At 54.3% G+C, this 26380-nt stretch carries 28 protein-coding genes; 16 read left to right on the top strand and 12 right to left on the bottom strand.

Annotated features, from left to right (window positions below):
* Window positions 1–53: 53 nt before the first annotated feature.
* The 3 genes from APU02_RS08000 to APU02_RS07990 all read right to left on the bottom strand — a co-directional run bounded on the left by APU02_RS08000 (window position 54) and on the right by APU02_RS07990 (window position 2954).
* Window positions 54–1427, bottom strand: a complete 1374-nt coding sequence (locus APU02_RS08000) for an MFS transporter (RefSeq protein ID WP_060569738.1) — start codon at window positions 1425–1427, stop codon at window positions 54–56.
* Between the two features lie 75 nt (window positions 1428–1502).
* Entirely contained in the window at window positions 1503–2522 is a 1020-nt protein-coding gene (locus tag APU02_RS07995; RefSeq protein ID WP_060569737.1) for a Zn-dependent oxidoreductase, read from the bottom strand.
* A gap of 105 nt (window positions 2523–2627) precedes the next feature.
* The gene (locus APU02_RS07990) at window positions 2628–2954 is read right to left on the bottom strand and encodes a YnfA family protein (protein ID WP_060569736.1); all 327 of its coding nucleotides are present in this window, start codon (window positions 2952–2954) and stop codon (window positions 2628–2630) included.
* A 153-nt stretch (window positions 2955–3107) separates the two neighbouring features.
* Here APU02_RS07990 and APU02_RS07985 point away from each other — a divergent pair, with 153 nt between their 5' ends.
* Both APU02_RS07985 and speG read left to right on the top strand, forming a co-directional pair.
* Entirely contained in the window at window positions 3108–3449 is a 342-nt protein-coding gene (locus APU02_RS07985; protein WP_060569735.1) for a DUF1283 family protein, read from the top strand.
* 33 nt (window positions 3450–3482) lie between these two features.
* The gene (speG, locus tag APU02_RS07980; protein ID WP_042282890.1) at window positions 3483–4043 is read left to right on the top strand and encodes a spermidine N1-acetyltransferase; all 561 of its coding nucleotides are present in this window, start codon (window positions 3483–3485) and stop codon (window positions 4041–4043) included.
* A gap of 16 nt (window positions 4044–4059) precedes the next feature.
* Here the strand turns inward: speG and APU02_RS07975 are convergent, their stop codons facing one another.
* A complete protein-coding gene (locus APU02_RS07975) occupies window positions 4060–4788 on the bottom strand; it encodes a YnfC family lipoprotein (RefSeq protein ID WP_060569734.1) in 729 nt (242 codons plus the stop codon).
* Between the two features lie 85 nt (window positions 4789–4873).
* Between APU02_RS07975 and APU02_RS07970 the strand changes: the two genes are divergently transcribed.
* From APU02_RS07970 to clcB, 7 genes are all read left to right on the top strand, one after another.
* Window positions 4874–5182, top strand: coding sequence for a DUF1161 domain-containing protein (locus tag APU02_RS07970; RefSeq protein WP_082636797.1), 309 nt, complete (start codon window positions 4874–4876; stop codon window positions 5180–5182).
* Between the two features lie 138 nt (window positions 5183–5320).
* Window positions 5321–5935: a Tat proofreading chaperone DmsD gene (gene dmsD, locus APU02_RS07965; RefSeq protein WP_060569732.1), complete on the top strand. Its 615-nt coding sequence runs from the start codon at window positions 5321–5323 to the stop codon at window positions 5933–5935.
* A gap of 303 nt (window positions 5936–6238) precedes the next feature.
* A complete protein-coding gene (gene osmY, locus APU02_RS07960; RefSeq protein ID WP_060569731.1) occupies window positions 6239–6949 on the top strand; it encodes an osmoprotectant ABC transporter permease OsmY in 711 nt (236 codons plus the stop codon).
* A 28-nt stretch (window positions 6950–6977) separates the two neighbouring features.
* The gene (gene osmX, locus APU02_RS07955; protein ID WP_060569730.1) at window positions 6978–7880 is read left to right on the top strand and encodes an osmoprotectant ABC transporter substrate-binding protein OsmX; all 903 of its coding nucleotides are present in this window, start codon (window positions 6978–6980) and stop codon (window positions 7878–7880) included.
* Between the two features lie 9 nt (window positions 7881–7889).
* A complete protein-coding gene (gene osmW / locus APU02_RS07950) occupies window positions 7890–8537 on the top strand; it encodes an osmoprotectant ABC transporter permease OsmW (protein WP_042282879.1) in 648 nt (215 codons plus the stop codon).
* The gene (gene osmV, locus APU02_RS07945) at window positions 8537–9685 is read left to right on the top strand and encodes an osmoprotectant ABC transporter ATP-binding protein OsmV (protein WP_060569729.1); all 1149 of its coding nucleotides are present in this window, start codon (window positions 8537–8539) and stop codon (window positions 9683–9685) included. Before osmW ends, osmV begins: the two co-directional genes overlap by 1 nt.
* Window positions 9686–9800: 115 nt before the next feature.
* Window positions 9801–11090: a voltage-gated ClC-type chloride channel ClcB gene (gene clcB, locus APU02_RS07940; RefSeq protein ID WP_060569728.1), complete on the top strand. Its 1290-nt coding sequence runs from the start codon at window positions 9801–9803 to the stop codon at window positions 11088–11090.
* Here clcB and bioD read toward each other — a convergent pair.
* The 3 genes from bioD to APU02_RS07925 all read right to left on the bottom strand — a co-directional run bounded on the left by bioD (window position 11046) and on the right by APU02_RS07925 (window position 14115).
* Window positions 11046–11741 carry a dethiobiotin synthase gene (gene bioD / locus APU02_RS07935; RefSeq protein ID WP_042282874.1) on the bottom strand — a complete coding sequence of 232 codons (696 nt, stop codon included), beginning with the start codon at window positions 11739–11741 and terminating at the stop codon, window positions 11046–11048. The genes clcB and bioD overlap by 45 nt on opposite strands.
* Window positions 11742–11866: 125 nt before the next feature.
* The gene (gene mlc, locus APU02_RS07930) at window positions 11867–13087 is read right to left on the bottom strand and encodes a sugar metabolism global transcriptional regulator Mlc (protein ID WP_042282872.1); all 1221 of its coding nucleotides are present in this window, start codon (window positions 13085–13087) and stop codon (window positions 11867–11869) included.
* A gap of 128 nt (window positions 13088–13215) precedes the next feature.
* Window positions 13216–14115 carry a LysR family transcriptional regulator gene (locus APU02_RS07925; RefSeq protein ID WP_060569727.1) on the bottom strand — a complete coding sequence of 300 codons (900 nt, stop codon included), beginning with the start codon at window positions 14113–14115 and terminating at the stop codon, window positions 13216–13218.
* A 121-nt stretch (window positions 14116–14236) separates the two neighbouring features.
* Between APU02_RS07925 and APU02_RS07920 the strand changes: the two genes are divergently transcribed.
* The 3 genes from APU02_RS07920 to APU02_RS07910 all read left to right on the top strand — a co-directional run bounded on the left by APU02_RS07920 (window position 14237) and on the right by APU02_RS07910 (window position 16966).
* Window positions 14237–15490: an MFS transporter gene (locus APU02_RS07920; protein WP_060569726.1), complete on the top strand. Its 1254-nt coding sequence runs from the start codon at window positions 14237–14239 to the stop codon at window positions 15488–15490.
* A gap of 135 nt (window positions 15491–15625) precedes the next feature.
* Window positions 15626–15874, top strand: a complete 249-nt coding sequence (asr, locus tag APU02_RS07915; protein WP_120714881.1) for an acid resistance repetitive basic protein Asr — start codon at window positions 15626–15628, stop codon at window positions 15872–15874.
* Window positions 15875–16144: 270 nt separating this feature from the next.
* Window positions 16145–16966 (top strand): serine protease, encoded by an 822-nt coding sequence (locus APU02_RS07910; RefSeq protein ID WP_042282864.1) that lies wholly within the window; start codon window positions 16145–16147, stop codon window positions 16964–16966.
* 34 nt (window positions 16967–17000) lie between these two features.
* On the opposite strand, the gene mdtI is transcribed toward APU02_RS07910, so the two are convergent.
* Together mdtI and mdtJ are read right to left on the bottom strand one after the other, a co-directional pair.
* Window positions 17001–17330: a multidrug/spermidine efflux SMR transporter subunit MdtI gene (gene mdtI / locus APU02_RS07905; RefSeq protein WP_042282862.1), complete on the bottom strand. Its 330-nt coding sequence runs from the start codon at window positions 17328–17330 to the stop codon at window positions 17001–17003.
* A complete protein-coding gene (gene mdtJ / locus APU02_RS07900; RefSeq protein WP_120714877.1) occupies window positions 17317–17682 on the bottom strand; it encodes a multidrug/spermidine efflux SMR transporter subunit MdtJ in 366 nt (121 codons plus the stop codon). Before mdtJ ends, mdtI begins: the two co-directional genes overlap by 14 nt.
* Window positions 17683–18097: 415 nt before the next feature.
* Between mdtJ and APU02_RS07895 the strand changes: the two genes are divergently transcribed.
* Window positions 18098–19132: an AI-2E family transporter gene (locus APU02_RS07895; protein WP_060569724.1), complete on the top strand. Its 1035-nt coding sequence runs from the start codon at window positions 18098–18100 to the stop codon at window positions 19130–19132.
* Window positions 19133–19216: 84 nt separating this feature from the next.
* On the opposite strand, the gene pntB is transcribed toward APU02_RS07895, so the two are convergent.
* Both pntB and pntA read right to left on the bottom strand, forming a co-directional pair.
* The gene (gene pntB / locus APU02_RS07890; RefSeq protein ID WP_042282855.1) at window positions 19217–20605 is read right to left on the bottom strand and encodes a Re/Si-specific NAD(P)(+) transhydrogenase subunit beta; all 1389 of its coding nucleotides are present in this window, start codon (window positions 20603–20605) and stop codon (window positions 19217–19219) included.
* 10 nt (window positions 20606–20615) lie between these two features.
* On the bottom strand, window positions 20616–22145 hold the full coding sequence (gene pntA, locus APU02_RS07885; RefSeq protein WP_060569723.1) for a Re/Si-specific NAD(P)(+) transhydrogenase subunit alpha: 1530 nt from the start codon (window positions 22143–22145) through the stop codon (window positions 20616–20618).
* A gap of 527 nt (window positions 22146–22672) precedes the next feature.
* On the opposite strand from pntA, the gene ydgH reads away from it, so the two are divergent.
* The 3 genes from ydgH (at window position 22673) to folM (ending at window position 25992) form a co-directional block, all read left to right on the top strand.
* A complete protein-coding gene (ydgH, locus tag APU02_RS07880; RefSeq protein ID WP_042282850.1) occupies window positions 22673–23617 on the top strand; it encodes a DUF1471 family protein YdgH in 945 nt (314 codons plus the stop codon).
* Window positions 23618–23828: 211 nt separating this feature from the next.
* Window positions 23829–25211, top strand: coding sequence for an amino acid permease (locus APU02_RS07875; protein WP_042282848.1), 1383 nt, complete (start codon window positions 23829–23831; stop codon window positions 25209–25211).
* A gap of 58 nt (window positions 25212–25269) precedes the next feature.
* On the top strand, window positions 25270–25992 hold the full coding sequence (folM, locus tag APU02_RS07870) for a dihydromonapterin reductase (protein WP_060569722.1): 723 nt from the start codon (window positions 25270–25272) through the stop codon (window positions 25990–25992).
* Here the strand turns inward: folM and APU02_RS07865 are convergent.
* Window positions 25989–26324 (bottom strand): GlpM family protein, encoded by a 336-nt coding sequence (locus APU02_RS07865; protein WP_060569721.1) that lies wholly within the window; start codon window positions 26322–26324, stop codon window positions 25989–25991. The two genes, folM and APU02_RS07865, sit on opposite strands and share 4 nt — an antisense overlap.
* Between the last annotated feature and the right edge of the window lie 56 nt (window positions 26325–26380).

The raw sequence follows: 26380 nt of genomic DNA, 5'->3' as shown, positions 1-26380 counted from the left end.
CCGATGCGTAAAAAAAGCGGTCCGTGAATACGTAACCGCTTTGAACGCAGGGGTTAAATACGGCTGGCGCTGGGCAGCCTCTGTTTACTGCCTGTAACCTCTGCCGCATCCTCAGGAATACGCAGATCGCGATCGCAGACTTCCGGCATCAGCAGTGCGGAAATGAGGCCTATCAGGGAATAAATGACGATCATCACCAGGATCGGCAGCCAGTTGCCGGTCATGTTGCAGAAAATGCCCGCCAGTACCGGACCGAACCCCACCGCGACCAGTCCCCCGGCCTCCTTCGATATCGCCATGCGGGTGAAGCGGTTACGGGAGCCGAAGATCTCCGCCATGGTGATATTTTCAAGCGCAAACAGGCCAAGCACCGCAAAGTTATGAATGACAATCAGCGCCGTCATGATGATCCCGGGGCTGTACGTTTTATCCACGACAATCGACAGCATCGGGTAAGCAAGAATGATGGCCGAGATGTTTAACAAAATGTAGGGTAAACGGCGTCCGTATTTGTCTGACAACCAGCCCAGAAGCGGGATAGTGATAAAACCGATAATCGAGCTTATCATCAGCGCATCCGTGGGTATCGATTTGTTGAATAACAGCGTCTGGACGAGGTAACCGGCAAGAAACGTCTGGATCAATCCCGAGTTACCGGCTTGCCCAAAACGTAACCCCGTTGCCAGCCAGAACGATTTACTGGTAAACATCGCGCCCAGAGAAACATCTGCCGCCGTCGGCGCTGCGGTGGTTTCACCTTCGTTGACCTGCTCAAACACCGGACTTTCTTTCAGGTTCAGACGCAGCCATATGGCGAAGATCATGACCACTACGCTTGCGAGGAACGGAATACGCCATCCCCAGGCCAGCAATGCTTCACGGTCAAGAGCGAAAAACATCACCGCCCAGATCGCCGTGGCGCTTAACGTACCGCAGTTGGTGCCCATCGCCACCAGAGATGAAATGATTCCGCGTTTCCCTTTCGGCGCGTATTCCGCCAACATGGTTCCGGCGCCAGAAATTTCCGCCCCCGCGCCTAGTCCCTGAATAATACGTAAAGTGACTAACAGCACTGGCGCAAAAATTCCGATTTGCGCGTAGGTCGGCAAAACGCCAATTAAGGTGGTGCAGATGCCCATCATGGTGATGGTGATAAAGAGCACTTTTTTGCGCCCTATTCTGTCGCCCATTTTGCCGAATATAAAGGCGCCGACGATACGAGCGATATACCCTGCGCCGTAGGTGCCCATCGCCAGAATAAGCGCCATAGCCGCGGATTGTTCCGGGAAAAATATCTCATGAAACACCAGCGCGGCGCCAAGAGAATATAACTGGAAATCCATAAATTCCAGGGCAGTGCCTAACCAACCTGAAACGGCGGCGCGCACCAGATCCTGCGTACTTCTTTCATGTTTTAATGTATTCATATTAGCTATCTCTGAAAAGGAGATGCGTACCACAAAATACCCGACGAATCGGGCATTTACCGCATTGTTCGTCTGTTATGCAGAAAAGGTCAGTAATACTTTGCAGCACTGACGCTGATCTTTTTCGAATATTTCAAGGGCGTCGGTAATATGGTGATAGTCAAACTGATGAGTAATTAACTTTTCAGGATCGATAAATCCCTTTTCCATCCATTCGATGACGGTGGGAAATTTGTGCGCATTCAGTCGCGATGAAAAAATAGAAAGCTCTTTACCGGTAATGCCCTGCTGCGTAATCACGCACGGGTCGCTGGAAAAACCCATTAACACGATACGCGCCGCAGGTGAGGCAAGGCCAATGGCTTCCTGGAGAATGGCTGGATGACAGGCCGCGTCAACAATCAGGGTCGGCTTGATTCCTTTTTCTTCGAGCCAGGATTGCAGTGTAAGCTCGCTATTATTCAGGATCACATCAGCGCCGCATGTTTTTGCCATCGCCAGACGTTCTTCAATACGATCGGCCACAATCACGGTGCCAACGTTATAAACACCTTTTAACGCCTGTAAAGTGGTTAACCCCATCGGACCGGCGCCGTAAATGAGCGCAATATCATTTTCTGTCGGCTCAACCTGTCCGGTAACATTTGCGGCAATCGTAAAAGGTTCAACCATCACGGCGTGACGATCGGGGATCGTCTCCGGAATAACGTAGGCATTCCTGGCTGGCGCAGTCACATATTCACTAAAACCGCCGTCCCGGTGCACGCCTAATACCACTAATGACGTGCAAACATTGGGTTTGCCAATTGAGCAGGGATAGCATTCCCCGCAGCTAATAACCGGATCCAGCGCCACACGTTCACCAATACGGCAGGTATCTACGCCCTCGCCCACTTTATCTATCACACCAAAAACTTCGTGACCGATAACGCGTGGATATTTCGCAAATGGATTATGACCGCGATAAATATGACTGTCCGATCCGCATATTCCGGCGAGTTTAACCCGAACGCGAACGTCTCCTTTTCGCGGTTCGGGTAATTCCCGTTGTTCAATCACCAGATTATTGGGTTGCTGAATAACGACACTTTCCATGCGCTTTCCTTACATCAAATTAGTGATGCAAGAAATTTATTCATTCCTGAACTACCATACAAGCATGGTGATCAAAAAACCGACGGGCGATCACAAAAAAGCGATCTACGTCCGTCCCCATCCCGCAACTATGATCAGCATGCCGCACAGCGCAACGACGGCCCCTGTCCAGTCATAAATACTAAGTTTAACGCCGTCCACTATGCGTAACCATACGAGCGCAGTACATACGTAGACGCCGCCGTAGGCGGCATATACGCGTCCGCTGGCAGCCGGATGGAGCGTCAACAGCCAGACAAACAGGGCCAGAGCAATGCCAGCGGGAACCAACAGCCAGATCGTTGCCCCGCGTTTTAGCCAGAGCCAGGGTAAAAAGCAGCCGACGATTTCACACAACGCCGTGGCAATAAAAAGAAGTGTCGTTTTGATCATGGTTGTCGTTTATTGAGCTGAAGTTAAATCATGATACGCGATAATCGTCGTCGCTTATCCATGACCTTCAGGCGGGTATGCCCTGCGCCGTGATTAGTGTAGAATTTGCCTGCAAGTGATGATTTTATACCCCACTCATGAAAGGAATTTGCCATGAACAATACACTTAGCAAGCGTCTGGGCCTGACGGCAATGCTGCTGCTTGGTGCTGTCGTGTATACCGCGTCTGCTCAGGCTGAGACCAGCAGGCTGGTGATCGAGTCCGGCGACAGCGCGCTGAGCCGTCAGCAAGCGACAATGCAAAAAGAACAATGGAATGACACGCGCAATCTGCGCCAGAAAGTGAATAAACGCGCTGAAAAAGAGTGGGACAAAGCAGATGCCGCTTTTGATAACCGCGACAGCTGTGAGCAAAGCGCTAATCTCAATGCGTACTGGGAACCGAATACTCTGCGCTGTCTGGACCGCCGTACTGGCCGGGTTATCGCGCCTTAATGTCGTGATGCGAAAAGACGCTAAGGAATCGGTATGACAAGCGCCCTCAGTGTAAAGTTGCGCCCGCTGGAGCGTGAAGATTTACGTTTCGTCCATCAACTCGATAATAACGCCAGCGTAATGCGTTACTGGTTCGAAGAACCTTACGAGGCATTCGTTGAGTTGTCGGATCTCTACGACAAGCACATTCACGATCAAAGTGAACGCCGGTTTGTCGTGGAGTGCGATGGCCAGAAAGCCGGACTGGTTGAACTGGTGGAGATTAACCACGTCCACCGCAGAGCCGAGTTTCAGATCATTATTTCCCCGGAATTTCAGGGTAAAGGACTTGCCTCACGCGCGGCCAGGCTGGCGATGGACTACGGATTTACCGTACTTAACCTGTATAAACTGTATTTAATCGTTGATAAAGAAAATGAAAAAGCGATTCATATCTACCGTAAGCTGGGCTTTATGGTGGAAGGCGAGCTAATCCATGAGTTTTTCATCAACGGCGAATACCGCAACACCATACGAATGTGTATTTTCCAGCATCAGTATCTCACGGAACTGAAAACGTCCGCACCCGCCATGTTGAAACCGACCGCGCAGTAAACGCTGCGCGGCAAGGTCAGTAATAATCGATGGTATTTTTAATGGTGTAGTTATGCTCAACGGCAGGCTTGACGCTTTGATCGATAATCACCAGCGTGCAATCTGTAGGATTGGCGTGACTGTCGTAGTCGCAGGTCTGCTTCACATTGCCTAACGGGCGATCGTTCAGCAGACTTACTGCCGTATAGTCGAGCTTCTTACGCGGGTCCGATGAAGGTTTCGCTTCCACCGATAATGTCTGATCTTTCGTCACGGTGGTTTTACCCAGTGGATACCCTTCGGAATCATAGCGATAATGTACTTTCATCTCTTTGCCAACGGCGGTGACAATAAACCCATTGTCATCGGTGTCCCAGACCACACCCGCAGAGGGCAGCTCCGCTAGCTGGCATTTCCCTTGCAGGCGCATCCGCTTTTCCAGCGTTTCCGCGTCGCGGTAATAGTTAGCATCCAGAACAAGGGCAACAGCGGTATTATTTTCCAGGTCGTGCAACTCCAGCGTATCAAAGCAGCCTTCCTCAGAAAGCGAGCCATTTACCCGTTTCGCCACTTCGCCCTTTTCATTGAGTAATGTCTGGCTGAAGTCTTTCACCGGGCCCCGCAGCGGGTCAAAGTCGAACTCATTTGAGAAGCTGGCCATTTCAGGCGTAAAAGAAAGCGGCAGCGTGTTATTGTCGCATCCTGCCAGCACAAGGCCGCAAAGCAAAAAAAGGCACTGTTTTTTCACACATTCCCCGTCAACCATGGATGATTCCCAATCATATTAGCAAATACAGTTATTTACACTAAGGGTGCTATGCTTATTTTAGCGCATCTCATAAAAGGAGCAGATGATGAAAGTCACCCGAGGAATACTGACGTGTTTATTGTTGAGCGCGTCCCCGCTGGTTTTTGCGGTTCCGAACTCGTGCGAACGCGTTAAAAGCGATATTGAACAGCGCATCATTAATAACGGCGTGCTGGAAGCGAATTTTACGCTCAGCATTGTGCCAAACGATCAGGCTGACCAGCCGGATTCCCAGGTCGTCGGACATTGCGCCAACGACACCCACAAAATTCTTTATACCCGCACCAGCAGCGGCAATGCACCGGCAAATACTGCGCCTTCGCAGGATGGCGCCAGCGCCGAACCGCAATAATGCGACCCGATGTTACCCGCCTTTCCTGGTGGGTAACGTCCTTTTGATTTGGATTAATACCCGCCGCGCCTGAACAGGTACACTCTCGCCCACTGATGCACGCATCGTGCAATACACCTGCATTGTTGGATACTGTTAATGACTGAATTTACGCAACGTGACGATTTCGCTATGACGGCGCGGGTACTGGGCGCGCTGTTTTACTATGCGCCGGACAGCAATGAGGCCGCGCCGCTGGTCGCATTATTAAAAACAGAAGAGTGGCAGGCCCAGTGGCCGCTGCCCGCGCATAAGCTTGCGTCTCTCGGTCAGTTGCTTCAGCGCGACGCGGAAGAAACGCTGGCGCAGGCATGGCAGCGTCTGTTTGTCGGACCTTACGCGCTGCCTTCGCCACCGTGGGGTTCCGTCTGGCTGGATCGTGAAAATGTGCTGTTTGGTGATTCCACGCTGGCCCTGCGCCAGTGGATGCGCGACAACGGGATTCACTTTGCGATGCAGCAAAATGAGCCGGAAGATCATTTTGGCGCCTTGTTGCTTCTCGCCGCCTGGCTGGCAGAAAACGGGCGCCATACGCAGTGCGCCGAACTGCTGGCGTGGCATCTGTTGCCATGGTCGTCGCGCTTTCTCGATGTTTTTATCGACAATGCCGGACATCCGTTTTACCAGGCCGTCGGCGAGCTGGCGCGTCTGACCCTTGCCGACTGGCAGTCGACGCTGATCGTACCGGTGGCCGTGAAAAAACTGTATCGGTGAGCATAAATCCTCACTTTACGCTGGCCGGAAAGCAGAAGGATGGCGCTTCCGGCCTAACACAATTGTGACAACGTCACTTTTTATTGCCGCTTTTAAGACAATTCTTTACAGAGTGAACCACCCGTTGCGCCATAAGGCCTGATCCCCCTTACAGATCAGCAGCCTGGTTCACTTTTTACGCCGTCTGACTGGCGACCTTCTCCCCCTGTTGCTATAGCTCAAAACACCCTGCCGATACATGGCATAACAACACGCAGCGGCAACCCGCTGCCATAACGCATGCAAACAGGGAGACACACCGCAATGCACACTTCCGCGTTAAAACGCGTCGCCGCCTTCACTTTCGCCATTATCATTGTGCTGGCGCTGGTGGTCTGGGGAGTCGGCCTCGACACGCTTCAGGCCCGACAGGTCGATCTGCTGTATCTCGGTAAACAGCACCTGTTCTTAGTGTTCAGTTCAATGTTTTTGGCTCTGCTGGTGGGGATCCCGAGCGGCATTTTACTGAGTCGTCCAGCCGCCAAAGGCATTGCCGAATACGTCATGCAGATCTTTAATGTCGGCAACACCCTGCCTCCGCTGGCTGTGCTGGCGCTCGCCATGGTGATTATCGGCATCGGCGATATTCCGGCGATCGTCGCGCTGTTCCTGGCTTCGCTGTTGCCCATCGTTCGTAACACCTACGCGGGCCTCTGCTCCGTCCCGGCCTCGCTGATTGAAGCAGCGAACGGCATTGGCATGACCAAATGGCAGCGGTTGTGGCAGGTGGAATTGCCGAACGCATGGCCGGTCATGCTTTCAGGGATCCGGATCGCCACGGCCATTAACGTCGGTACCGCCCCGCTGGCCTTTCTGATTGGCGCCAGCAGCTACGGCGAGCTGATCTTCCCCGGTATTTACCTGAACGACTTCCCGACGCTTATTCTGGGCGCGACCGCCACGGCGCTTTTCGCCCTGATCCTCGACAGCCTGCTCGCATGGCTTGGCCGGGACCTGAGTCCGCACACGGCCTGAAGACAATGATAAGTACATGGAGCGCTAAATGAAGATTAAAAGACACCTGTTGGGCTGGCTTGCCTGCGTGCTGATTTTCAGCGCGCAGGCGCAAGCCGCCCCGATCGTCCTCGCCACGAAAGGCTTTACCGAGCAGCACATTCTGTCAGCGATGACGGTGCTGTATCTGCAAAAGAAAGGCTTTCAGGTTGAGCCTCGTACCAATATTGCGGCCGTGATTTCGCGTAACGCCATGGTCAACAACCAGATTGATGTGACCTGGGAATATACCGGCACTTCGCTGATCATTTTCAACCGTATCGATAAACGGATGACGCCGCAGGAGTCCTACGACACGGTGAAGCGGTTGGATGCAGAGAAAGGTCTGGTCTGGCTGAAACCCGCCGATATGAATAATACCTACGCCTTTGCCATGCAGCGCAAACGCGCCGAGGCGGAAAACATCACCACGATGTCCCAAATGGTGGCGAAAATTGACCACATTCGCCAGACCGATCCGGATAAAAACTGGCTACTGGGCCTCGACCTTGAATTTGCCGGTCGTAGCGACGGTATGAAACCTTTACAGCAGGCTTACCAGATGAATCTGGACCGCCCACAGATCCGGCAGATGGATCCTGGTCTTGTCTATAACGCCGTTCGCGATGGTTTTGTTGACGCAGGCCTGGTGTATACCACCGATGGGCGAGTAAAAGGGTTCGATCTGAAAGTTCTGGAAGACGACAAAGGCTTTTTCCCCAGCTACGCGGTCACCCCGGTGGTGCGCAAACCGATTCTTGATGCCAACCCGGGACTGGAAGAGGCGTTGAATACCCTTTCCGCTCTACTGAACAACGACGTAATAAGTACGCTCAATGCGAAAGTGGATATCGATCATCAGTCGCCTCAGCAGGTCGCGCGTGAATTCCTGCAACAGAAAAAGCTGCTGTAAGGAGCCAATATGGACACGATTCATTTCATGATTGATAACGCGGGCTATCTCGCCAGCCTTACCTTCCAGCATTTATGGCTGGTGCTGTTGGCCGTCGGCCTGGCAATAGTGATTGGCGTACCGCTGGGCGTGCTGATTGTTCGCCACAAATGGCTGGCCACGCCGGTACTCAGCTTCGCGACCCTGATGCTCACCATCCCGTCTATTGCGCTGTTTGGCTTAATGATCCCGCTCTTTTCGCTGATCGGTCAGGGAATCGGCGCGTTACCCGCCGTTACCGCGGTATTCCTCTATTCATTGCTGCCAATCGTGCGCAATACCCATACGGCGCTGGACAGTCTGCCGCCGGGGCTGCGCGAGGCCGGTCGCGGTATCGGCATGACCTTCTGGCAGCGCCTGCGCTGGGTTGAAATTCCGATGGCGCTGCCGGTGATATTTGGCGGTATTCGCACCGCTGTGGTCATGAACATTGGCGTAATGGCGATCGCCGCCGTGATTGGCGCGGGCGGTCTGGGTTTACTGTTATTAAACGGTATCGGCGGCAGCGATATTCGCATGTTGATCGCCGGTGCGTTGTTGATTTGTATTTTAGCGATTGTGCTGGACTGGCTACTGCATCGCCTGCAGGTCGTTCTGACACCAAAGGGGATTCGATAATGATAAAACTGGAAAACCTCACCAAACAATTTTCCCAGAAGAAGGGCCAACCGCTGAAGGCGGTAGATAACGTTAATCTGAACGTTCCGGAAGGCGAAATGTGCGTTCTGCTGGGGCCGTCAGGCTGTGGCAAAACCACCACGCTGAAAATGATCAACCGCCTGATCACGCCCAGCAGCGGCAATATCCTGATCAACGGCGAAGACACCAGCGGAATGGATACTGTCACCTTGCGCCGCAATATTGGCTACGTGATCCAGCAAATCGGCCTGTTCCCGAACATGACGATTGAAGAGAACATCACCGTGGTGCCGAGGATGCTGGGCTGGGACAAGGCCCGCTGTCAACGACGCGCGGAGGAGTTAATGGATATGGTGGCAATGGATGCGAAGAAATTCCTTCACCGCTATCCAAAAGAGATGTCCGGGGGGCAGCAGCAGCGTATCGGCGTGATCCGCGCGCTGGCAGCCGATCCGCCGGTACTGCTGATGGATGAACCGTTTGGCGCCGTTGACCCCATTAACCGGGAAGTGATCCAAAACCAGTTTCTGGAAATGCAGCGCGCGTTGAAAAAGACCGTTATGCTGGTGAGTCATGATATTGATGAAGCCCTGAAGCTCGGCGATCGGATCGCGGTTTTCCGGCAGGGGCGAATCGTCCAGTGCGCCAGCCCGGATGAACTGCTGGCGAAGCCGGCTAACGAGTTTGTCGGCTCGTTTGTCGGCCAGGACCGAACGCTTAAACGTCTGCTGTTGGTTTCAGCGGGGGATGTCACCGATCAGCAGCCGACGCTGACGGCGCGTCCCACTACCCCGCTGCAGGAGGCCTTTGCCATCATGGACGATAACGATATTCGCGCGATCACCGTGGTGGATGCCGACGGAAAACCCGTGGGCTTCGTCAAGCGCCGGGAAGCGCGGAACGCCATCGGGGTCTGTTCGGATATCATTCATCCCTTCCGCATCACCGGAAAGGCGGAAGATAACCTGCGTATCGTGCTGTCGCGTCTGTACGAGAGTAACACCAGTTGGATGCCCATTGTCGATGAAGACGGCCGCTACAACGGTGAAATTTCCCAGGACTATATTGCCGATTACCTGAGTTCGGGACGCACCCGCCGGGCGTTGAACATCCACGACAGTCATTAACCGCGTAGCCTGACAGAGGGTTGCTGATCAGGCTCCCCCTTTTCGCACTCACGGCTTTTGCTTCTGTGCCCTTTTCCCCGCAAAATAGACGGTTTCAGACTTCCTGTAACCGTTTATGCATCGTCTTCATGCCTGGCCCGATCTACGCGCCATGTTTCGCCGTCTGTGCTTTGCCGCCCTCGTCGGCATCTTCGCCGCGCTGGCGGTCGCCTGCTTCCGTCATGCGATGCTATTGCTGGAATGGGTATTTCTCAGCAATGACAGCGGCAGTCTGGTCAACGCCGCGACGGGTCTGTCACCCTGGCGACGCGTCCTGACGCCAGCGTTGGGAGGACTGGCGGCCGGTTTGCTGCTGTGGGGATGGCAAAAGCGCAGCCAGTTGCGGCCGCACGCGCCCACTGACTATATGGAAGCCCTGCAAACCGACGGTCGGTTTGATTATGGCGCGAGCTTAATCAAATCCCTGGCTTCGCTACTGGTGGTCGCCAGCGGTAGCGCGATTGGTCGTGAAGGGGCGATGATTTTGTTGGCCGCGCTGGCGGCCTCCTGCTTTGCCCGCCGGTTCGCGCCTCAGCACGAGTGGAAATTGTGGATCGCCTGCGGCGCGGCGGCAGGTATGGCCAGCGCGTATCACGCCCCGCTGGCGGGCAGCCTGTTTATTGCGGAAGTCCTGTTTGGTACGTTGATGCTGGCGTCGCTCGGTCCGGTCGTTGTTTCCGCCGTGGTAGCGCTGCTGATCACCCATGCGCTGAACGGGGGTAACGATGTGCTCTACACGGTTCATCTGTCGCGGTCGCTGCATCTTACCGAGTACGGACTGATCGTCAGCACAGGCCTGCTTGCCGGTCTTTGCGGTCCCCTGTTGATGGGGTTGATGTCTGCCAGCCACCGCGCATTTCTTCTGCTCAGACTGTCACCGCCGTGGCAGCTGGCGCTGGGCGGGCTCATCGTCGGCTTACTTTCCCTGCTCACGCCAACGGTATGGGGCAACGGCTACAGCGTGGTGCAGTCATTTCTGCTTTCGCCGCCGCTGATGGCGGTTGTCATGGGGATTTTTCTTTGCAAGCTGCTCGCGGTGCTGGCCAGCAGCGGTTCCGGCGCGCCTGGCGGCGTATTCACCCCGACGCTGTTTATCGGCCTGGCCGTAGGGATGTTTGTTGGACGCCTTTGGGGAATGTGGCTTCCCGGTTCCGACGAACTGGCGGTCTTGTTAGGCTTAACGGGAATGGCGACGCTGCTGGCAGCGACAACGCATGCGCCCGTAATGTCGGCGCTGATGATTTGTGAAATGACCGGAGAGTATCGACTGCTCCCCGGCTTGTTGATAGCCTGTGTACTGGCCTCGGTGCTGTCGCGAACCTTACGCCACGACTCGATCTACCGCCAGCACGCTGCCGAGCATTGACAAGCGAATGTACTGACCCAGTTCACGCTGCTCAGCGCGCGGCAGATAAGGCAGCTCGCCAATCAGCGGCGCGGGCAGTTTTTTGCTCAGCACGTCGATAATTTCGGCGTAGTGCGCGAGGCCCGGGTTGATGCGGTTAGCGACCCAGCCGATCAACGGTAAGCCGTCATTGGCGATCGCCTGGGCTGTCAGCAGCGCATGGTTGATACACCCTTCCTGAATGCCCACCACCATCAGTACCGGAAGCTGTTCCTGAACCACCCATTCGGAGAGCGGACGCAGATCGTTCATCAGGCTGCGCCAGCCGCCGGTGCCTTCTACCACAACGTGATCGACCTTTTCAGTCAGGCTGGCCAGCCCGTCAGAAATCAGGGTGTAATTGATGGGACAACTGTGGGCGACGCTGCTTTCATCTTCGCTCAGCGCGATGGGATTCACCGCTTCATAGGGCAAGTCCAGCGTAGAGACGCTCTGCAGCACCAACGCGTCTTTATTGCGCAGACCGTCCGGGGTCTCTTTACTGCCCTTGGCGACAGGCTTATAGCCAGCCACGCTTTTACCACCCGACGCTAACGCTTGTAGTAATGCGCGGGAAACCACCGTCTTCCCAACAGAAGTGTCTGTACCTGTAATAAAGAAACGCTTCAGCATCACTAACTCCACCGTTATGCTTCGAAAATATAAGCCAGGAAAATAATACAGTGGAGAAAGTCTAAGGTATGCCAGAATAGCTCAGCTTGCGTTAGCGCAAATTTTGGTAGATCAAATCAAAAATGTTAACCCTGTAATAGACGAATCAGTAAAGAACCGTTATACATCGCGTCTTTTACCAGTGCGGCGCCGGCCATGGTGCCCTGATTAGAAAACTGCGTACTCTCGACAACCATATTTTTGCTGTAGGCGGGTAGCGCCTGCTGCCGAATGCTGTCTGCGATGGCCGGAAACAGCACATCAGCGGCTTTGCTCAGCGGCGAGCCAATCAGTATTTTTTGCGGGTTAAATAAATTCACCATGATCGCCAGAATGCGCCCCACATGGGCCCCGACGCCCGCGATAATATCTTTTGCCAGTAGATCGCCCTGTAGCGCGGCCTGACACAGTGAATCCACGGTGAGCGGCTGCCCGTGCAGCGTGGAACTCATCGACTGCCCCAGACGAAGCTGGGCCAGCTCAAGTACGCTCTCGATACTGGCGATGGTTTCCAGACAACCGTGGTTGCCGCAGTAGCAACGTTTACCGTAAGGGTCGACCTGCGTGTGCCCGATCTCCACCAGGCTACTGCTCCCTGCGTGTAGCAAATGCCCGTCGGTGATGACCCCTGCGCCAACGTTATGGTCAATGACCACCTGAATCACATCGCGCGCGCCGCGAGACGCGCCAAACAGGGCTTCCGCCATCGTCCATGCGCTGATGTCATGCTGAATGTACACCGGCACTCCGGTGTGCTGTTCAAGCGCTTCCCCCAGCGGCATCTCTTTCACATCTTCATAAAAGGGCATCCGGTGCACGATACCATTTTCGGTATCGATAATGCCGGGCAGAGTAATGGCGATAGAGGTCAGGCGTTCGAGCAACTGCTGATGACGGATGAAAAACTGGTCGATCAACGTGATGATACGTTCGAGTAACGGCTGTTCGTCGTCAAGCGGCAGTTCCAGACACTCTTCGACGACCAGCTTACTGCTGAGATCGCGTAATGCGAGAAAGATTTCGCCCCGGCTGATACGCAGAGATAAATAGTGCCAGGCCTCGGTCTCCACCACCAGCCCTACCGCGGGTCGGCCCCGGCTTCCGGCCTCTTTGATTTCCAGTTCCTGAACCAAATGCGCTTCCAGCATTTCACGGACAATTTTGGTGATACTGGCTGGCGCAAGCTGCGCGAGACGAGAAAGGTCGATACGCGATACCGGCCCCAGCTGATCAATCAGGCGATAAACCGCGCCCGCATTGGTCTGCTTTATTTGATCGATGTGCCCAGGCTGACTATCAGCAACCACCTCTGACTCCCTTTATTTTCGCGCTCCGAAATAATCTGTAGGCTATGGTGAAGTACTTCAATACGCAACGTCAACTTTTTACTTAGCCGTGTGATTTACCGCACATTTTTAGCCGTTATTAAATTAATTTAAGCGCTTCTCACTGCCTGAAGTAACTGCTGGCGAAAACGGATCGCTGCCTGACTGTGTTCACGGTGGCGGGACCAGACCAGCCACATTTCGGAAACGGCATCTTCTTCCGCCAGCGGCACCCAGCACATTTCATTAAGCTGCACCTTTTTGAACGACGCCGGAAGAATGGAGACGCCTAAACCTGCGGCAACCAGGCCGATGATGGTCATCGCTTCCCCCACCTCCTGCGTAATGACCGGAGAAAGATTATAGCGGCGCATTAACCCGAGAATGTCGTCATAAAGGCCCGTGCCGACATGCGGGTCGAAAAAGACAAACGGCTCTTTTGCCAGTTCTGCTAATGTCACCACGGGTTTTTGCGCCAGTCGGTGCGCGCGCGGAATCATGGCCATTAAAGGTTCATGCAAGATCACTTCGTATTGTAACGTTTCCGGTAGCGGCGTGTTGCGCATGAGCCCCAACTCCAGCGCCCCTTCGCCAAGCGGCGTGAGCTGCTCGCGAGTATTCATCTCCCGGGTCTGAAGGTGCACGTCAGGATAATGCTGGCGGAACAGGGACAGCGTATCGGAGACGGCGCGGATAAACGGCGCAGAGGAGGTAAAGCCGATGCGTAACTCCCCCGCTTCTCCCTGATGGAGCCGCGCCGCGCGAGCGGCGGCATCGTCCACTTGCGCGAGGATCTGACGGCAGTCTGCGAGGAATTGCTTGCCCGCCGCGGTCAGCGCCACGCTGCGATTGGTACGCGCCAGCAGTCGCGCGCCAACATGCTGTTCCAGCATCTGAATTTGCTGACTTAGCGGCGGCTGCGAAATATTCAGACGGGCGGCGGCGCGTCCAAAGTGAAGTTCTTCTGCAACAGCCACGAAATAGCGCAGATGACGTAACTCAATATTCATATCTTTAACATATTATTTGAGATAATTAATATATTAGACAGAATATTGAGATTTTCCTACCCTGATCGTCAGGGTTGCGCCCGTCCCTTTTCGTCACGGGGCTATTGAGCAAGGATTTCAAGTGAGTCGTACAACTACGGTCAGTGACGCGTCGGCAGGCGACATTGAACCACAGCGCATTTCTCAGCCGGTTCAGTTTATCAAACGGGGGACATCCTCCTTCATGCGCGTCACGCTGGCGCTGTTCTCGGCAGGTCTGGCGACCTTTGCCCTGCTTTATTGCGTACAGCCTATTCTTCCCGTGCTCTCTCACGAGTTTGGCGTGTCGCCTGCAAGCAGCAGTATTTCACTGTCGATTTCTACCGGAATGCTGGCCGTTGGCCTCCTGTTTACCGGTCCATTGTCAGACGCGATTGGCCGTAAGCCGGTAATGGTTACCGCCCTGCTACTGGCCTCCTGCTGTACATTGCTGTCAACCCTGATGACAAGCTGGCACGGCATTCTGATCATGCGTGCGCTGATTGGTCTTTCGCTCAGCGGCGTGGCGGCGGTTGGGATGACCTATCTGAGCGAAGAGATTCACCCCAGTTTTGTCGCTTTTTCCATGGGGCTCTATATCAGCGGAAACTCCATCGGCGGAATGAGTGGGCGCTTGATCAGCGGTGTGGTAACAGACTTTTTCAGCTGGCGTATTGCGCTGGCCGCGATTGGCTGTTTCGCCCTCGCGTCAGCCCTGATGTTCTGGAAAATCCTGCCGGAATCGCGCCATTTCCGCCCGACCTCTTTACGGCCTAAGTCGCTGTTTATCAACTTTCGCCTGCACTGGCGTGACCGCGGGCTGCCGCTGCTGTTCGCGGAAGGCTTTCTGTTGATGGGATCCTTTGTCACCCTGTTTAACTATATTGGCTATCGGCTGATGCTGTCCCCCTGGGAACTGAGTCAGGCGGTGGTCGGCCTGCTGTCGGTCGCCTACCTGACCGGCACCTGGAGTTCGCCGAAGGCGGGCGCCATGACCGTCCGCTACGGGCGAGGTCCGGTCATGGTGGTTTCTACGGGCGTAATGCTGGTTGGCCTGTTGATGACCCTCTTCAGTTCACTCTGGTTGATTTTCACCGGTATGCTGCTCTTTTCCGCCGGATTTTTCGCCGCCCACTCAGTGGCAAGCAGTTGGATCGGTCCGCGCGCCCGCCGCGCAAAAGGTCAGGCGTCGTCTCTGTATCTGTTCAGCTACTATGTAGGATCAAGCATCGCCGGGACGCTGGGCGGCGTATTCTGGCACAATTACGGCTGGAACGGCGTCGGTGGGTTTATCGCTATTATGCTGGTGCTGGCGATTGTTGTCGGTCTGCGCCTGCATCGCCGTCTGCACGTTTGACCTGGTAGAATTGCGCTGTACATAGGGTTACACGCCGATACCAATGACTCACGGACGTCCTCGATTATCAGCGATAAAGTATTTTCAACGGCCCCGCAGTGGGGTTGAATGAAAAACCAAATCGAGGGTATGAAAATGAAAAACGTATTAGCTCTGGTTGTTGCCGCTGCTATGGGTCTGTCTTCCGCCGCGTTTGCGGCAGAGACGGCAACCTCTCCCGCTCCGGCAACGCAAAGCGCCCCGGCGAAAACCACTCATACTAAAAAGCATCACAAAGCGGCCCCACAGAAAGCGCCAGAGCAAAAAGCGCAAGCGGCTAAAAAGCACAGCAAAAATACCGCCAGGCATCAAGCCGCTAAACCGGCTGCCCAGCCTGCAGCATAATTCCCGTTAAAACGTCGGCGCGCCCCTTTGCGCTAACGTATGCTGGCGCTGGACGCCCTGTTCAGCGCCTTTCTTCGGAGGGCTTCAGCGTGGGTCGTTATCGTTTTGAGGTCATTCTTATTTCATTAATTTTCTGCGCGCTTATCGCTATCCGCTTCTGGTTCGCCTGATCGTAGTTCGCTGATTTTCCTCTCACTTCTCCGTCGTTACGTCTATAGTATTTACTGAGGGTTTTCTTTTAATAATCATAATTACCCACCAGAGTGTGATATGCGTAAAACCGTTGCTGTATTACTGGGCTCGTTTTGTTTTACATCGGGTATGGCGTATGCGGACAAACCTGACGCGCAAGCCGATACCAGTGAAGTCAAAACGCTATTTTTCGGTCAGGACGATCGTGTTCCGGTTGAGGATCCAACCGATGCGCCGTGGGATGCGATTGGCCAACTCGAAACCGCCAGCGGCAATCTTTGCACCGCCACGCTTATCTCGCCACACCTGGCGCTCACTGCCGGACATTGTTTATTAACCCCGCCCAGAGGCACACCGGATAAAGCCGTCGTGCTGCGTTTTGTGTCCAAAAAAGGGATTTGGCGTTACGAAATTCACGGGATTGAAGGTCGGGTTGATCCGGGGCTGGGTAAGCGTCTGAAAGCCGATGGCGATGGCTGGATTGTCCCCCCTGCCGCGGCATCATGGGATTTTGGTCTGATCGTACTGCGTTATCCCCCCTCTGGAATCACGCCATTACCTTTATTCGACGGGGATAAAGACGCCCTGACCGCAGCGCTGAAAGAAGCCGGACGTAAAGTCACCCAGTCAGGCTACCCGGAAGATCATCTCAACACGCTTTATTCCCATCAGGACTGTATCGTCACCGGCTGGGCGCAAAAGGCGGTGTTGTCGCATCAGTGTGATACCCTTCCCGGTGACAGCGGTTCTCCGCTGATGCTTAAAACGGCGACGGGCTGGCAGCTCATTGGCGTACAGAGTTCAGCCCCTGCGGCCAAAGACCGCTGGCGGGCCGATAATCGCGCCATTTCGGTGACCGGCTTTCGCGATAAGCTGGATGCGCTGGCTGAACAGCCATAAGACAACGCCGCCCGCGCGAGGCGGGCGGCAAACATCAGGCAAGTTTAATCATCACCATACCGACCAGCAGTAGCGCAACGCCAATCCATCCTTTAGGGTTCAAACGTTGACCAAACAGAATCCAACCGGCAGCCAGCGTCGCGGCGATACCAAAACCGCCCCACAGCGCGTAGGCTACCGACAGGTCAATGCCCTTTACCGCCTGGGAGAGCGCGCTAAACGCCGCTAATACGGCGGCCAGCGACAGAATGCCGTAGAATTTACGCCGGAAACCGTCAGAGAATTTTAAAAAGACGTTAGCCATAATTTCCAGCACGATCGCCACGGCCAGCCACGCGGCATGAACCCATTCAAACTGCTGCATGGTTCACCTCCTTCGTCGTGCGGCGTGGCTTACGGGTGCCGGATTTAATCAGCACAATCCCCAGCACCAGCATCGTCAACCCCGCAATTTTCATCGCCGGGAGCGCTTCGTCAAATAGCAGCACGCTGAACAGCGTAATAAACAAAATGCCAATACCTTCCCACAGCGCATAGGCGACGCCGAGGGCGATTTTTTTTACGGCAAATGAGAGGAAAATATATGACAACGTAATCATCACCAGCATCAAAATAAATCCGCCGTTGCCATCGCTAACACTTGCCCATTTCATCGACAGCGTCCCGGTAATTTCTGCCACAATGGCCAGGCCTAATAAAATCCAGTAAAACATGATGCTTCTCCTGCTTGAGAATATAATCCATTGGGCTTGCTGAAGGCAGCAAACCTGAAAATAAAAACAGTCAGCTCAGCGCATGACGCGAGCGTAAGCAGAAGAAAGGGACTAAAGCGCGTTGCGCCAGTGCTGCTCACCGGCAAGCAGGAAAGAGGAAGACGTGCGTAAAAGAGTCTGGGTGGAAAAAAACGTCCTGAACATATTGTCCATAATATTACAATTATCCGCAGTGTTGCTTCTCGTCATCGCGGATGATAATTGTCCTCGGTAGTTGAACACGCCTGATTTGTACCACAGCCTAAGAATTAACTCAAAACCTTTTCACTTCTTTACCCTCCCCGTTTGATTTCTGCCAGGACGACGCGACAGAAATCACATTATTATATCCGGCAAGACAAAAATTTCAGGAAAACGCATGGCTAAGCCAATCATTACGCTGAACGGTTTAAAGATCGTTATTATGCTCGGCATGCTGGTGATCATTCTTACTGGCATTCGCTTCGCGGCGGATATTATCGTCCCGTTTATTCTGGCGATATTTCTTGCTGTGGTACTCAATCCGCTGGTGCAGCGGATGGTAAAACTGCGCGTTCCGCGCGTGATGGCCGTTTCAATACTGGTGTTAATCATCGTGATGGCGATGGTTTTGCTACTGGCTTATCTTGGAACCTCATTAAACGAACTGGCGCGCACATTGCCGCAGTATCGTTCCTCGCTGGTCGTTCCGCTAAAAAATCTCGAACCCTGGCTGGTTCGTTTAGGCATTGGCGTTTCCGTTGATGAACTGGTGAAGTATATCGATCCGAATGCGGCGATGACGCTGGTGACCAATCTGCTGGCGCAGTTGTCCAATGCCATGTCGTCGATTTTTCTGCTTCTGCTGACGGTGGTATTTATGCTGCTGGAGGTTCCGCAACTGCCCACAAAATTCCAGCAGATAATGACCCGCCCGGTGGAAGGCATGGCGGCAATACAGCGCGCGATTGACAGCGTGTCGCATTATCTGGTGCTTAAAACCGCCATCAGCATCGTCACTGGCTTAGTGGTGTGGGCAATGCTGGCAGCGCTTGAGGTGCGTTTCGCGTTCGTCTGGGGACTGCTGGCGTTTGCGCTAAACTATATTCCCAATATCGGTTCCGTGCTGGCAGCGATCCCGCCAATCGCGCAGGTATTGGTGTTTGGCGGCCTGTACGACGCGCTGGTCGTACTGGCGGGGTATCTGATGATTAACCTCGTGTTTGGTAACATTCTGGAACCCCGCATTATGGGTCGGGGACTTGGTCTATCGACGCTGGTGGTATTTCTGTCGTTGATTTTCTGGGGCTGGCTGTTGGGCCCGGTAGGCATGCTGCTTTCAGTGCCGCTGACGATTATCGTGAAGATTGCCCTTGAACAAACCGTTGCCGGACAGAGCATCGCCATTCTGCTTAGCGATGTGAATAAAGCGTAAACCAGTAAAAGAAAACGGCCTCCGCAGAGGCCGTCAGGAGATCGGTGGGCCTGATAAACACAGTGGCATCAGGCGCCCCATATCTTAAAGCGCTTTCAGAATCGCATCCACGCTGGCTTTGGCATCGCCAAACAACATATGGGTGTTCTCTTTGAAGAACAGCGGATTCTGTACGCCTGCATAACCGGTGTTCATTGAGCGTTTAAAGACGATAACGTTCTGCGCTTTCCAGACTTCCAGTACCGGCATGCCGGCAATTGGGCTGCCCGGATCGTCCTGCGCCGCCGGGTTGACGGTGTCGTTAGCGCCAATCACCAACACGGTGTCGGTATCGGAGAAATCATCGTTGATTTCATCCATTTCCAGCACGATGTCATAAGGCACTTTGGCTTCGGCCAGCAGAACGTTCATATGGCCAGGCAAACGTCCGGCGACCGGATGGATACCGAAACGGACCTTGATGCCGCGTGCCCGCAGCTTCTCAGTGATTTCCGCCACTGGATATTGCGCCTGCGCCACCGCCATACCGTAGCCGGGGGTGATGATCACGGTGTGCGAGTTTTTCAGCATTTCTGCGGTGTCTTCCGCGCTGATCTCACGGTGCTCGCCGACTTCTTCGTCACCACCAGATGACGAACCATCGGTGCCGAAACCGCCTGCAATGACGCTAATGAACGAACGGTTCATCGCCTTACACATAATATATGACAGTATCGCACCGGAAGAACCAACCAGCGCCCCGGTCACAATCAGCAGATCGTTGCTCAGCATGAAGCCCGCCGCCGCCGCCGCCCAGCCCGAATAGGAGTTCAGCATTGAAACGACGACTGGCATATCCGCGCCGCCGATGGAGGCCACCAGATGCCAGCCAAACGCCAGGGCGATGATGGTCATCACCAGCAGCGCCAGCACCTGCAAACCGACGCTCTCGGTACGGACAAAAACGAGCAGTAACAGGAAAGACACGACCAGCGCCGCGAGGTTCATTTTATGCCGGTTCGGCAGCATCAGCGGTTTAGAAGAGATCTTCCCGCGCAGCTTACCAAACGCGACAACGGACCCGGTAAAGGTCACCGCGCCGATAAAGATACCCAGGAACACCTCCGTCAAATGGATGTTCACCAGAACTGGATCCAGGCCCGCTTCGTGATACAGATAACTGTTAAAGCCGACCAGCACCGCAGCCAGGCCAACAAAGCTATGCAGTATCGCCACCAGCTCGGGCATTTCGGTCATTTCGACTTTCTTCGCCAGACGAATACCAATCGCGCCACCGATGATCATCGCCACCAGGATCCAGGCGACGTTGCCGGTATCGGGGCCGAAGATCGTGGCAATCAGCGCAATCGCCATCCCGGCGATACCGAAGTTATTTCCCTGTTGGGACGTTTCATGTTTTGAAAGCCCCGCCAGGCTGAAAATAAACAGGATCGCGGCAACAATGTATGCAGCTGTAACTAATCCTCCAGACATGTGTTACCCCTTAGTTTTTCCGGAACATTTTCAGCATGCGCTGAGTCACGGTGAAGCCACCGAAAATATTAATGCTGGCAATCAGCACCGCGATAAAGCTGAGGAAGCTCACCCAGCCGCCCTGGCCAATTTGCAACAGCGCGCCCACCACGATGATCCCGGAAATAGCGTTGGTCACGGACATGAGCGGAGTATGCAGCGCGTGGGAGACATTCCACACGACGTAGTAACCCACCACACAGGAGAGCGCGAATACGGTAAAGTGACCGAGGAACTCTTTTGGCGCGACATCAGCCAGCCAACCGAACAGAATAATCGCCAGCGCCATCAGCGCATATTTACGCCACGGCGACGCCGGTTTCTCCGGCTCTTTCACTTCCGGCGCGGCTTTCACCGCGGCTTTAGGTTGCGCGGAAACCTGAATCGGCGGCGCAGGCCAGGTAATTTCCCCGTCACGCACTACCGTCACGCCGCGCACCACAACGTCGTCGAAATCGACATTGATCGTGCCGTCTTTTTCCTTGCAAAGCAGTTTCAGCAGGTTAACCAGGTTGGTGCCGTACAGCTGAGAGGACTGCGTCGGCAGACGCCCTGGCAGGTCGGTGTAGCCAATAATCTTCACGCCATTCGGGGTAGTGACCACCTCATTTGCAACGGTGTACTCGCAATTGCCGCCATTTTGCGCCGCGAGATCCACTATCACGCTGCCCGCCTTCATTGAATCAACCATTTCACGGGTGATCAGCTTCGGCGCGGGTTTGCCTGGGATCAGCGCGGTGGTAACAATGATGTCCACCTCTTTCGCCTGCGCGGCGAACAGCGCCTTTTCGGCTTTAATAAACGCTTCGGACATCACTTTGGCATAGCCGTCGCCGCTGCCCGCTTCCTCTTTAAAATCCAGCTCGAGGAATTCCGCGCCCATACTCTGGACCTGTTCTTTCACTTCCGGACGGGTATCGAAAGCGCGGACAATCGCCCCCAGGCTGTTCGCCGCGCCAATCGCGGCCAGCCCCGCCACCCCGGCGCCGATCACCATCACTTTGGCCGGCGGGACTTTCCCTGCGGCCGTAATCTGACCAGTAAAGAAACGACCAAACTCGTGGGCCGCCTCAACGATCGCGCGATAACCCGCAATGTTTGCCATCGAGCTTAACGCGTCAAGCGACTGGGCGCGTGAAATGCGCGGCACCGAATCCATCGCCATGACCGTCACATTACGCTCGGCAAGCTTCTGCATTAACTCCGGATTTTGCGCCGGCCAGATAAAGCTCACCAGCGTGGTGCCCGGGTTGAGTAACGCAATTTCATCGTCCTGCGGCGCGTTGACCTTCAGAATCACCTCGGATTGCCAGACTGCGCTGCTATCCACAATGTCAGCGCCCGCGTCAGCAAAAGCCTTATCGTCAAAACTTGCCAGTCCACCCGCGCCGCTCTCTACCGCGACGGTGAAACCCAGCTTCAGCAGCTGTTCCACCGTCTTCGGCGTGGCTGCGACTCGGGTTTCATTGGTAAACCGTTCTCTTGGTATGCCAATTCGCATAATGTTCCCTTCCATCGTTATTTTTGATGATGGTTTGTCAGTGATCGTGAAGTTGCGCACGCAATTTCACGCGGGAGGTAAAGTCTTACCCCGGCTCAATAAAACAGTAACAAACTCCATATAACGTACTGAAAATAGCGCCTGTGATCTAGCGCCAAAAATCAGTATTTGTTAGGTAATCTGCAAAATATGAACGATTCAGCCCTCTGACCGGGATAATGACCTTCAAATCCTTGCCAAAGGCCCATAATTCGCTCAAGCGAAGCGGCAAAACATGATTTAGCGCCATTGCAGATCAATTAATTAACATTAAATTAACTTATGAAATTCTGTCTGTTCATTAGTTTAGGCCGCGAAGCGCCCATTTTTTCGACATATCACATTTTGTTATCGGCCTTGTGACCGCATTCGTTATGTTGATTGAAAAATGACGCAGACATTCACCAGGTTTAAATGCAATAATCAGCCACGTTTCTAGTCAATAACAATACCAGTACCTGGTTTGCGCAAGGCGAAGGATTATTTTTATGAAGCTTAAGAACACTCTCCTGGCGTCCGCACTGCTCTCTGCGACGGCTTTTTCTGCGAACGCAGCAACGGAACTGACGCCAGAGCAAGCGGCTGCACTGAAACCTTATGACCGCGTTGTCGTCACGGGCCGTTTTAACGCGATTGGCGATGCGGTCAAAGCCGTCAATCGCCGCGCGGATAAAGAAGGCGCCGCCTCTTTTTATGTGGTAGACACCTCCGATTTTGGTAACAGCGGCAACTGGCGCGTTGTGGCCGACCTTTACAAAGCCGACGCGGAAAAAGCGGAAGACAGCAAAAATCGCGTAATTAACGGTGTAGTGGAGTTACCGAAAGCTCAGGCTGTTCTGCTGGAACCGTACGATACCGTAACGGTCCAGGGCTTCTACCGCAGCCAGCCGGAAGTGAATGACGCCATAACCAAAGCGGCGAAAGAAAAAGGCGCCTACTCCTTCTATATCGTGCGTCAGGTTGATGCGAACCAGGGCGGCAACCAGCGTATTACCGCGTTTATTTATAAAGAAGATGCGAAAAAACGTATCGTTCAGAGCCCGGACGCCATCCCGGCCGATTCTGATGCTGGACGCGCAGCGCTGGCCGCGGGCGGCGCCGCCGCGAAGAACGTTGAGATCCCGGGCGTAGCCACCACCGCATCGCCGAGCGCGGAAGTAGGCCGCTTCTTTGAAACCCAGTCAACCAAAGGCGGACGTTACACCGTCACACTTTCGGATGGTACCAAAGTCGAAGAACTGAACAAGGCCACTGCGGCAATGATGGTGCCGTTTGACAGCATCAAGTTCACCGGTAACTACAGCAACATGACCGAAGTCTCTTATCAGGTCGCGAAGCGTGCGGCGAAGAAAGGCGCCAAGTATTATCACATCACCCGCCAGTGGCAGGAACGTGGTAATAATATGACCATCAGCGCCGATCTGTATAAGTAAGTTCCTACAGGCCCGGTACGCGAAAGCGCTGCCGGGCAAGAGTGATTAACACCATCAGGCCGACTTTTCGCACAATCAGTCACAAATCTTTCCGCGAACATTGCATACAGCCCCTTCTCTCCGTAAAATCCCGCGCCTTAGTGGCTTTCACCATTTTTATGCGTTTTGCCATAATAATTATTCTCCACCGTTCCTTTGAAACTGGATAATCATGGAAAAAAAACTGGGACTGAGCGCGCTCACTGCGCTGGTTTTAAGCTCGATGCTTGGCGCTGGTGTGTTCAGTCTGCCGCAAAACATGGCCGCTGTTGCCAGCCCGTCAGCTCTGCTGATTGGCTGGGCTATAACCGGCGCGGGTATCTTACTGCTGGCGTTCGCCATGCTGATTCTGACCCGTATCCGTCCCGACCTGGATGGCGGCATCTTCACCTATGCCCGCGAAGGCTTCGGTGAGCTGATCGGTTTTTGCTCCGCCTGGGGTTACTGGCTTTGCGCCGTTATCGCGAACGTTTCTTATCTTGTCATCGTGTTTTCAGCGCTCAGTTTCTTCACTGACACCCCCGCACTTCGCCTGTTTGGCGATGGCAATACCTGGCAGTCGATCGTCGGCGCCTCGGTTCTGCTGTGGGTGGTCCATTTTCTGGTGCTGCGCGGAGTACAGACCGCCGCGAGCATCAACCTGGTAGCGACGCTTGCCAAGCTGTTGCCGCTGGGGTTATTCGTCGTGTTGGCGATAATGGCGTTCCGTCTGGATACGTTTAACCTCGACTTCACCGGCATAGCGCTGGGCGTTCCTGTCTGGGAACAGGTGAAGAACACCATGTTGATTACCCTCTGGGTCTTTATCGGCGTAGAAGGCGCGGTGGTGGTGTCAGCCCGCGCCCGCAACAAACAGGACGTCGGTCGCGCCACGCTACTGGCGGTACTTGCTGCGCTTAGCGTTTATCTGCTGGTCACCCTGCTCTCGCTGGGCGTGGTTGCGCGACCAGATCTGGCCGAAATGCGTAACCCGTCGATGGCGGGTCTGATGGTGCAGATGATGGGACCGTGGGGCGAAATTATTATTGCCGCCGGGTTGATTGTTTCTGTCTGCGGCGCGTACCTCAGCTGGACGATTATGGCCGCCGAAGTGCCGTTCCTGGCCTCGACCCATAAAGCGTTTCCACGTATTTTCGCGCGCCAGAATGCCCAGGGCGCGCCGTCGGCGTCGCTGTGGCTGACTAACATCTGCGTTCAGGTGTGTCTGGTGCTGATCTGGCTCACAGGTTCCGACTACAACACCCTGCTGACCATTGCATCAGAAATGATTCTGGTGCCCTATTTTCTGGTAGGCGCGTTCCTGCTGAAAATCGCAACGCGTCCCCTGCACCAGGCCGTGGGTGTCGGAGCCTGCATTTATGGCTTATGGTTATTGTATGCGTCGGGCCCGATGCACCTGCTGCTTTCCGTGGTTCTGTACGCGCCGGGTCTGTTGGTGTTCCTGTACGCGCGTAAAACGCATACACATGATACTGTTCTGAATCGTCAGGAACTGATTTTGATTGGACTGCTGCTGGTTGCTGCGGTTCCGGCGACCTGGCTGTTGGTGGGGTAATTGTCATCCCATCGTTTAACGCGAATTGCCTGGCTTGCAGGCGCATAAGGAGCTTTCGATGGGAAACAAACACCCTTTGCCGATTCTGATCACCGGGGGCGGACGCCGCATTGGACTGGCCATCGCCTGGCATTTTATTCATCAGCAACAGCCGGTAATCGTCAGCTATCGTACCGCTTATCCGGCGATTGACGGACTGGCGAAAGCGGGCGCACTCTGTATTCAGGCCGATTTTTCCACCAATGAAGGCGTGTTAGCTTTTGCTGACAACGTGAAAGAAAGCGCCCCAGGGTTACGGGCAATCGTGCATAACGCCAGCGCATGGATGGCGGAAAAACCCGGTACGCCCCTGACCGACGTGCTGGCATGCATGCTACAGATCCACGTCAATGCGCCCTATCTGCTCAACCACGCTCTTGAAGGCATGCTGCGCGGCCACGGTCATGCCGCCAGCGACATTATTCATTTCACCGATTACGTGGTGGAGCGCGGCAGCGATAAACATATCGCCTATGCCGCCAGTAAAGCCGCGCTGGACAATATGACCCGCTCCTTTGCCCGCAAACTGGCTCCGGAAGTAAAAGTAAACGCTATCGCCCCCTCGCTCATTTTATTTAATGAGGGCGACGACGCGGAATACCGTCAGCAGGCGCTGAATAAATCGTTAATGAAAACGGCGCCAGGTGAAAAAGAGGTGATCGATTTAATCGATTATCTGCTGACCAGTTGCTTCGTGACTGGCCGCAGTTTCGCCGTCGACGGCGGCCGCCATTTGCGTTAGTGCAGCCTGACCCAGCAAAAAATCAGCAGCCAGGCGCTCAGGCACCAGCAAATAACCGCCCCGCCGAGCGCCATCGGTAGCTTCATCACCCCGGTGAAATACCAGAGCGACAGAAGATACACAAAATAAGGAATGATCGACCACATGCTGAATATGATGGTGGTTCTTAACGCTTCGATACCGCGCTCGCTGGCGACGATGTAATGCGCGATCAACGCGAAAGTGGGGAATAGCGGAATCAACCCTGCAATATAATAATTTTTCGTTTTTGCCAGTAAGCCGATCACCACCACTACCAGCGCGCCGAGAGCGGCTTTTATTACGAGTCCCATTGCCTTGCCTTAACACATCAATAACATCGGCTGTTAGCATAACGGAAGCGCTTCCG

It is taken from the genome of Citrobacter sp. 50677481 (genome assembly GCF_001463265.1).
Taxonomy (GTDB): domain Bacteria; phylum Pseudomonadota; class Gammaproteobacteria; order Enterobacterales; family Enterobacteriaceae; genus Citrobacter_A; species Citrobacter_A sedlakii.
Note: the sequence above shows the minus strand (reverse complement) of the source record. Positions and strands in the feature narration are given on the sequence as shown.

Bases quoted from the DNA above. Each gene is read 5' to 3' on its own strand.
- APU02_RS08000 (WP_060569738.1), bottom strand. From the start codon at position 1,427: ATGAATACATTAAAACATGAAAGAAGTACGCAGGATCTGGTGCGCGCC.
- APU02_RS07995 (WP_060569737.1), bottom strand. From the start codon at position 2,522: ATGGAAAGTGTCGTTATTCAGCAACCCAATAATCTGGTGATTGAACAA.
- APU02_RS07990 (WP_060569736.1), bottom strand. From the start codon at position 2,954: ATGATCAAAACGACACTTCTTTTTATTGCCACGGCGTTGTGTGAAATC.
- APU02_RS07985 (WP_060569735.1), top strand. From the start codon at position 3,108: ATGAACAATACACTTAGCAAGCGTCTGGGCCTGACGGCAATGCTGCTG.
- speG (WP_042282890.1), top strand. From the start codon at position 3,483: ATGACAAGCGCCCTCAGTGTAAAGTTGCGCCCGCTGGAGCGTGAAGAT.
- APU02_RS07975 (WP_060569734.1), bottom strand. From the start codon at position 4,788: ATGGTTGACGGGGAATGTGTGAAAAAACAGTGCCTTTTTTTGCTTTGC.
- APU02_RS07970 (WP_082636797.1), top strand. From the start codon at position 4,874: ATGATGAAAGTCACCCGAGGAATACTGACGTGTTTATTGTTGAGCGCG.
- dmsD (WP_060569732.1), top strand. From the start codon at position 5,321: ATGACTGAATTTACGCAACGTGACGATTTCGCTATGACGGCGCGGGTA.
- osmY (WP_060569731.1), top strand. From the start codon at position 6,239: ATGCACACTTCCGCGTTAAAACGCGTCGCCGCCTTCACTTTCGCCATT.
- osmX (WP_060569730.1), top strand. From the start codon at position 6,978: ATGAAGATTAAAAGACACCTGTTGGGCTGGCTTGCCTGCGTGCTGATT.
- osmW (WP_042282879.1), top strand. From the start codon at position 7,890: ATGGACACGATTCATTTCATGATTGATAACGCGGGCTATCTCGCCAGC.
- osmV (WP_060569729.1), top strand. From the start codon at position 8,537: ATGATAAAACTGGAAAACCTCACCAAACAATTTTCCCAGAAGAAGGGC.
- clcB (WP_060569728.1), top strand. From the start codon at position 9,801: ATGCATCGTCTTCATGCCTGGCCCGATCTACGCGCCATGTTTCGCCGT.
- bioD (WP_042282874.1), bottom strand. From the start codon at position 11,741: ATGCTGAAGCGTTTCTTTATTACAGGTACAGACACTTCTGTTGGGAAG.
- APU02_RS07925 (WP_060569727.1), bottom strand. From the start codon at position 14,115: ATGAATATTGAGTTACGTCATCTGCGCTATTTCGTGGCTGTTGCAGAA.
- asr (WP_120714881.1), top strand. From the start codon at position 15,626: ATGAAAAACGTATTAGCTCTGGTTGTTGCCGCTGCTATGGGTCTGTCT.
- APU02_RS07910 (WP_042282864.1), top strand. From the start codon at position 16,145: ATGCGTAAAACCGTTGCTGTATTACTGGGCTCGTTTTGTTTTACATCG.
- mdtI (WP_042282862.1), bottom strand. From the start codon at position 17,330: ATGCAGCAGTTTGAATGGGTTCATGCCGCGTGGCTGGCCGTGGCGATC.
- APU02_RS07895 (WP_060569724.1), top strand. From the start codon at position 18,098: ATGGCTAAGCCAATCATTACGCTGAACGGTTTAAAGATCGTTATTATG.
- pntB (WP_042282855.1), bottom strand. From the start codon at position 20,605: ATGTCTGGAGGATTAGTTACAGCTGCATACATTGTTGCCGCGATCCTG.
- pntA (WP_060569723.1), bottom strand. From the start codon at position 22,145: ATGCGAATTGGCATACCAAGAGAACGGTTTACCAATGAAACCCGAGTC.
- ydgH (WP_042282850.1), top strand. From the start codon at position 22,673: ATGAAGCTTAAGAACACTCTCCTGGCGTCCGCACTGCTCTCTGCGACG.
- APU02_RS07875 (WP_042282848.1), top strand. From the start codon at position 23,829: ATGGAAAAAAAACTGGGACTGAGCGCGCTCACTGCGCTGGTTTTAAGC.
- folM (WP_060569722.1), top strand. From the start codon at position 25,270: ATGGGAAACAAACACCCTTTGCCGATTCTGATCACCGGGGGCGGACGC.
- APU02_RS07865 (WP_060569721.1), bottom strand. From the start codon at position 26,324: ATGGGACTCGTAATAAAAGCCGCTCTCGGCGCGCTGGTAGTGGTGGTG.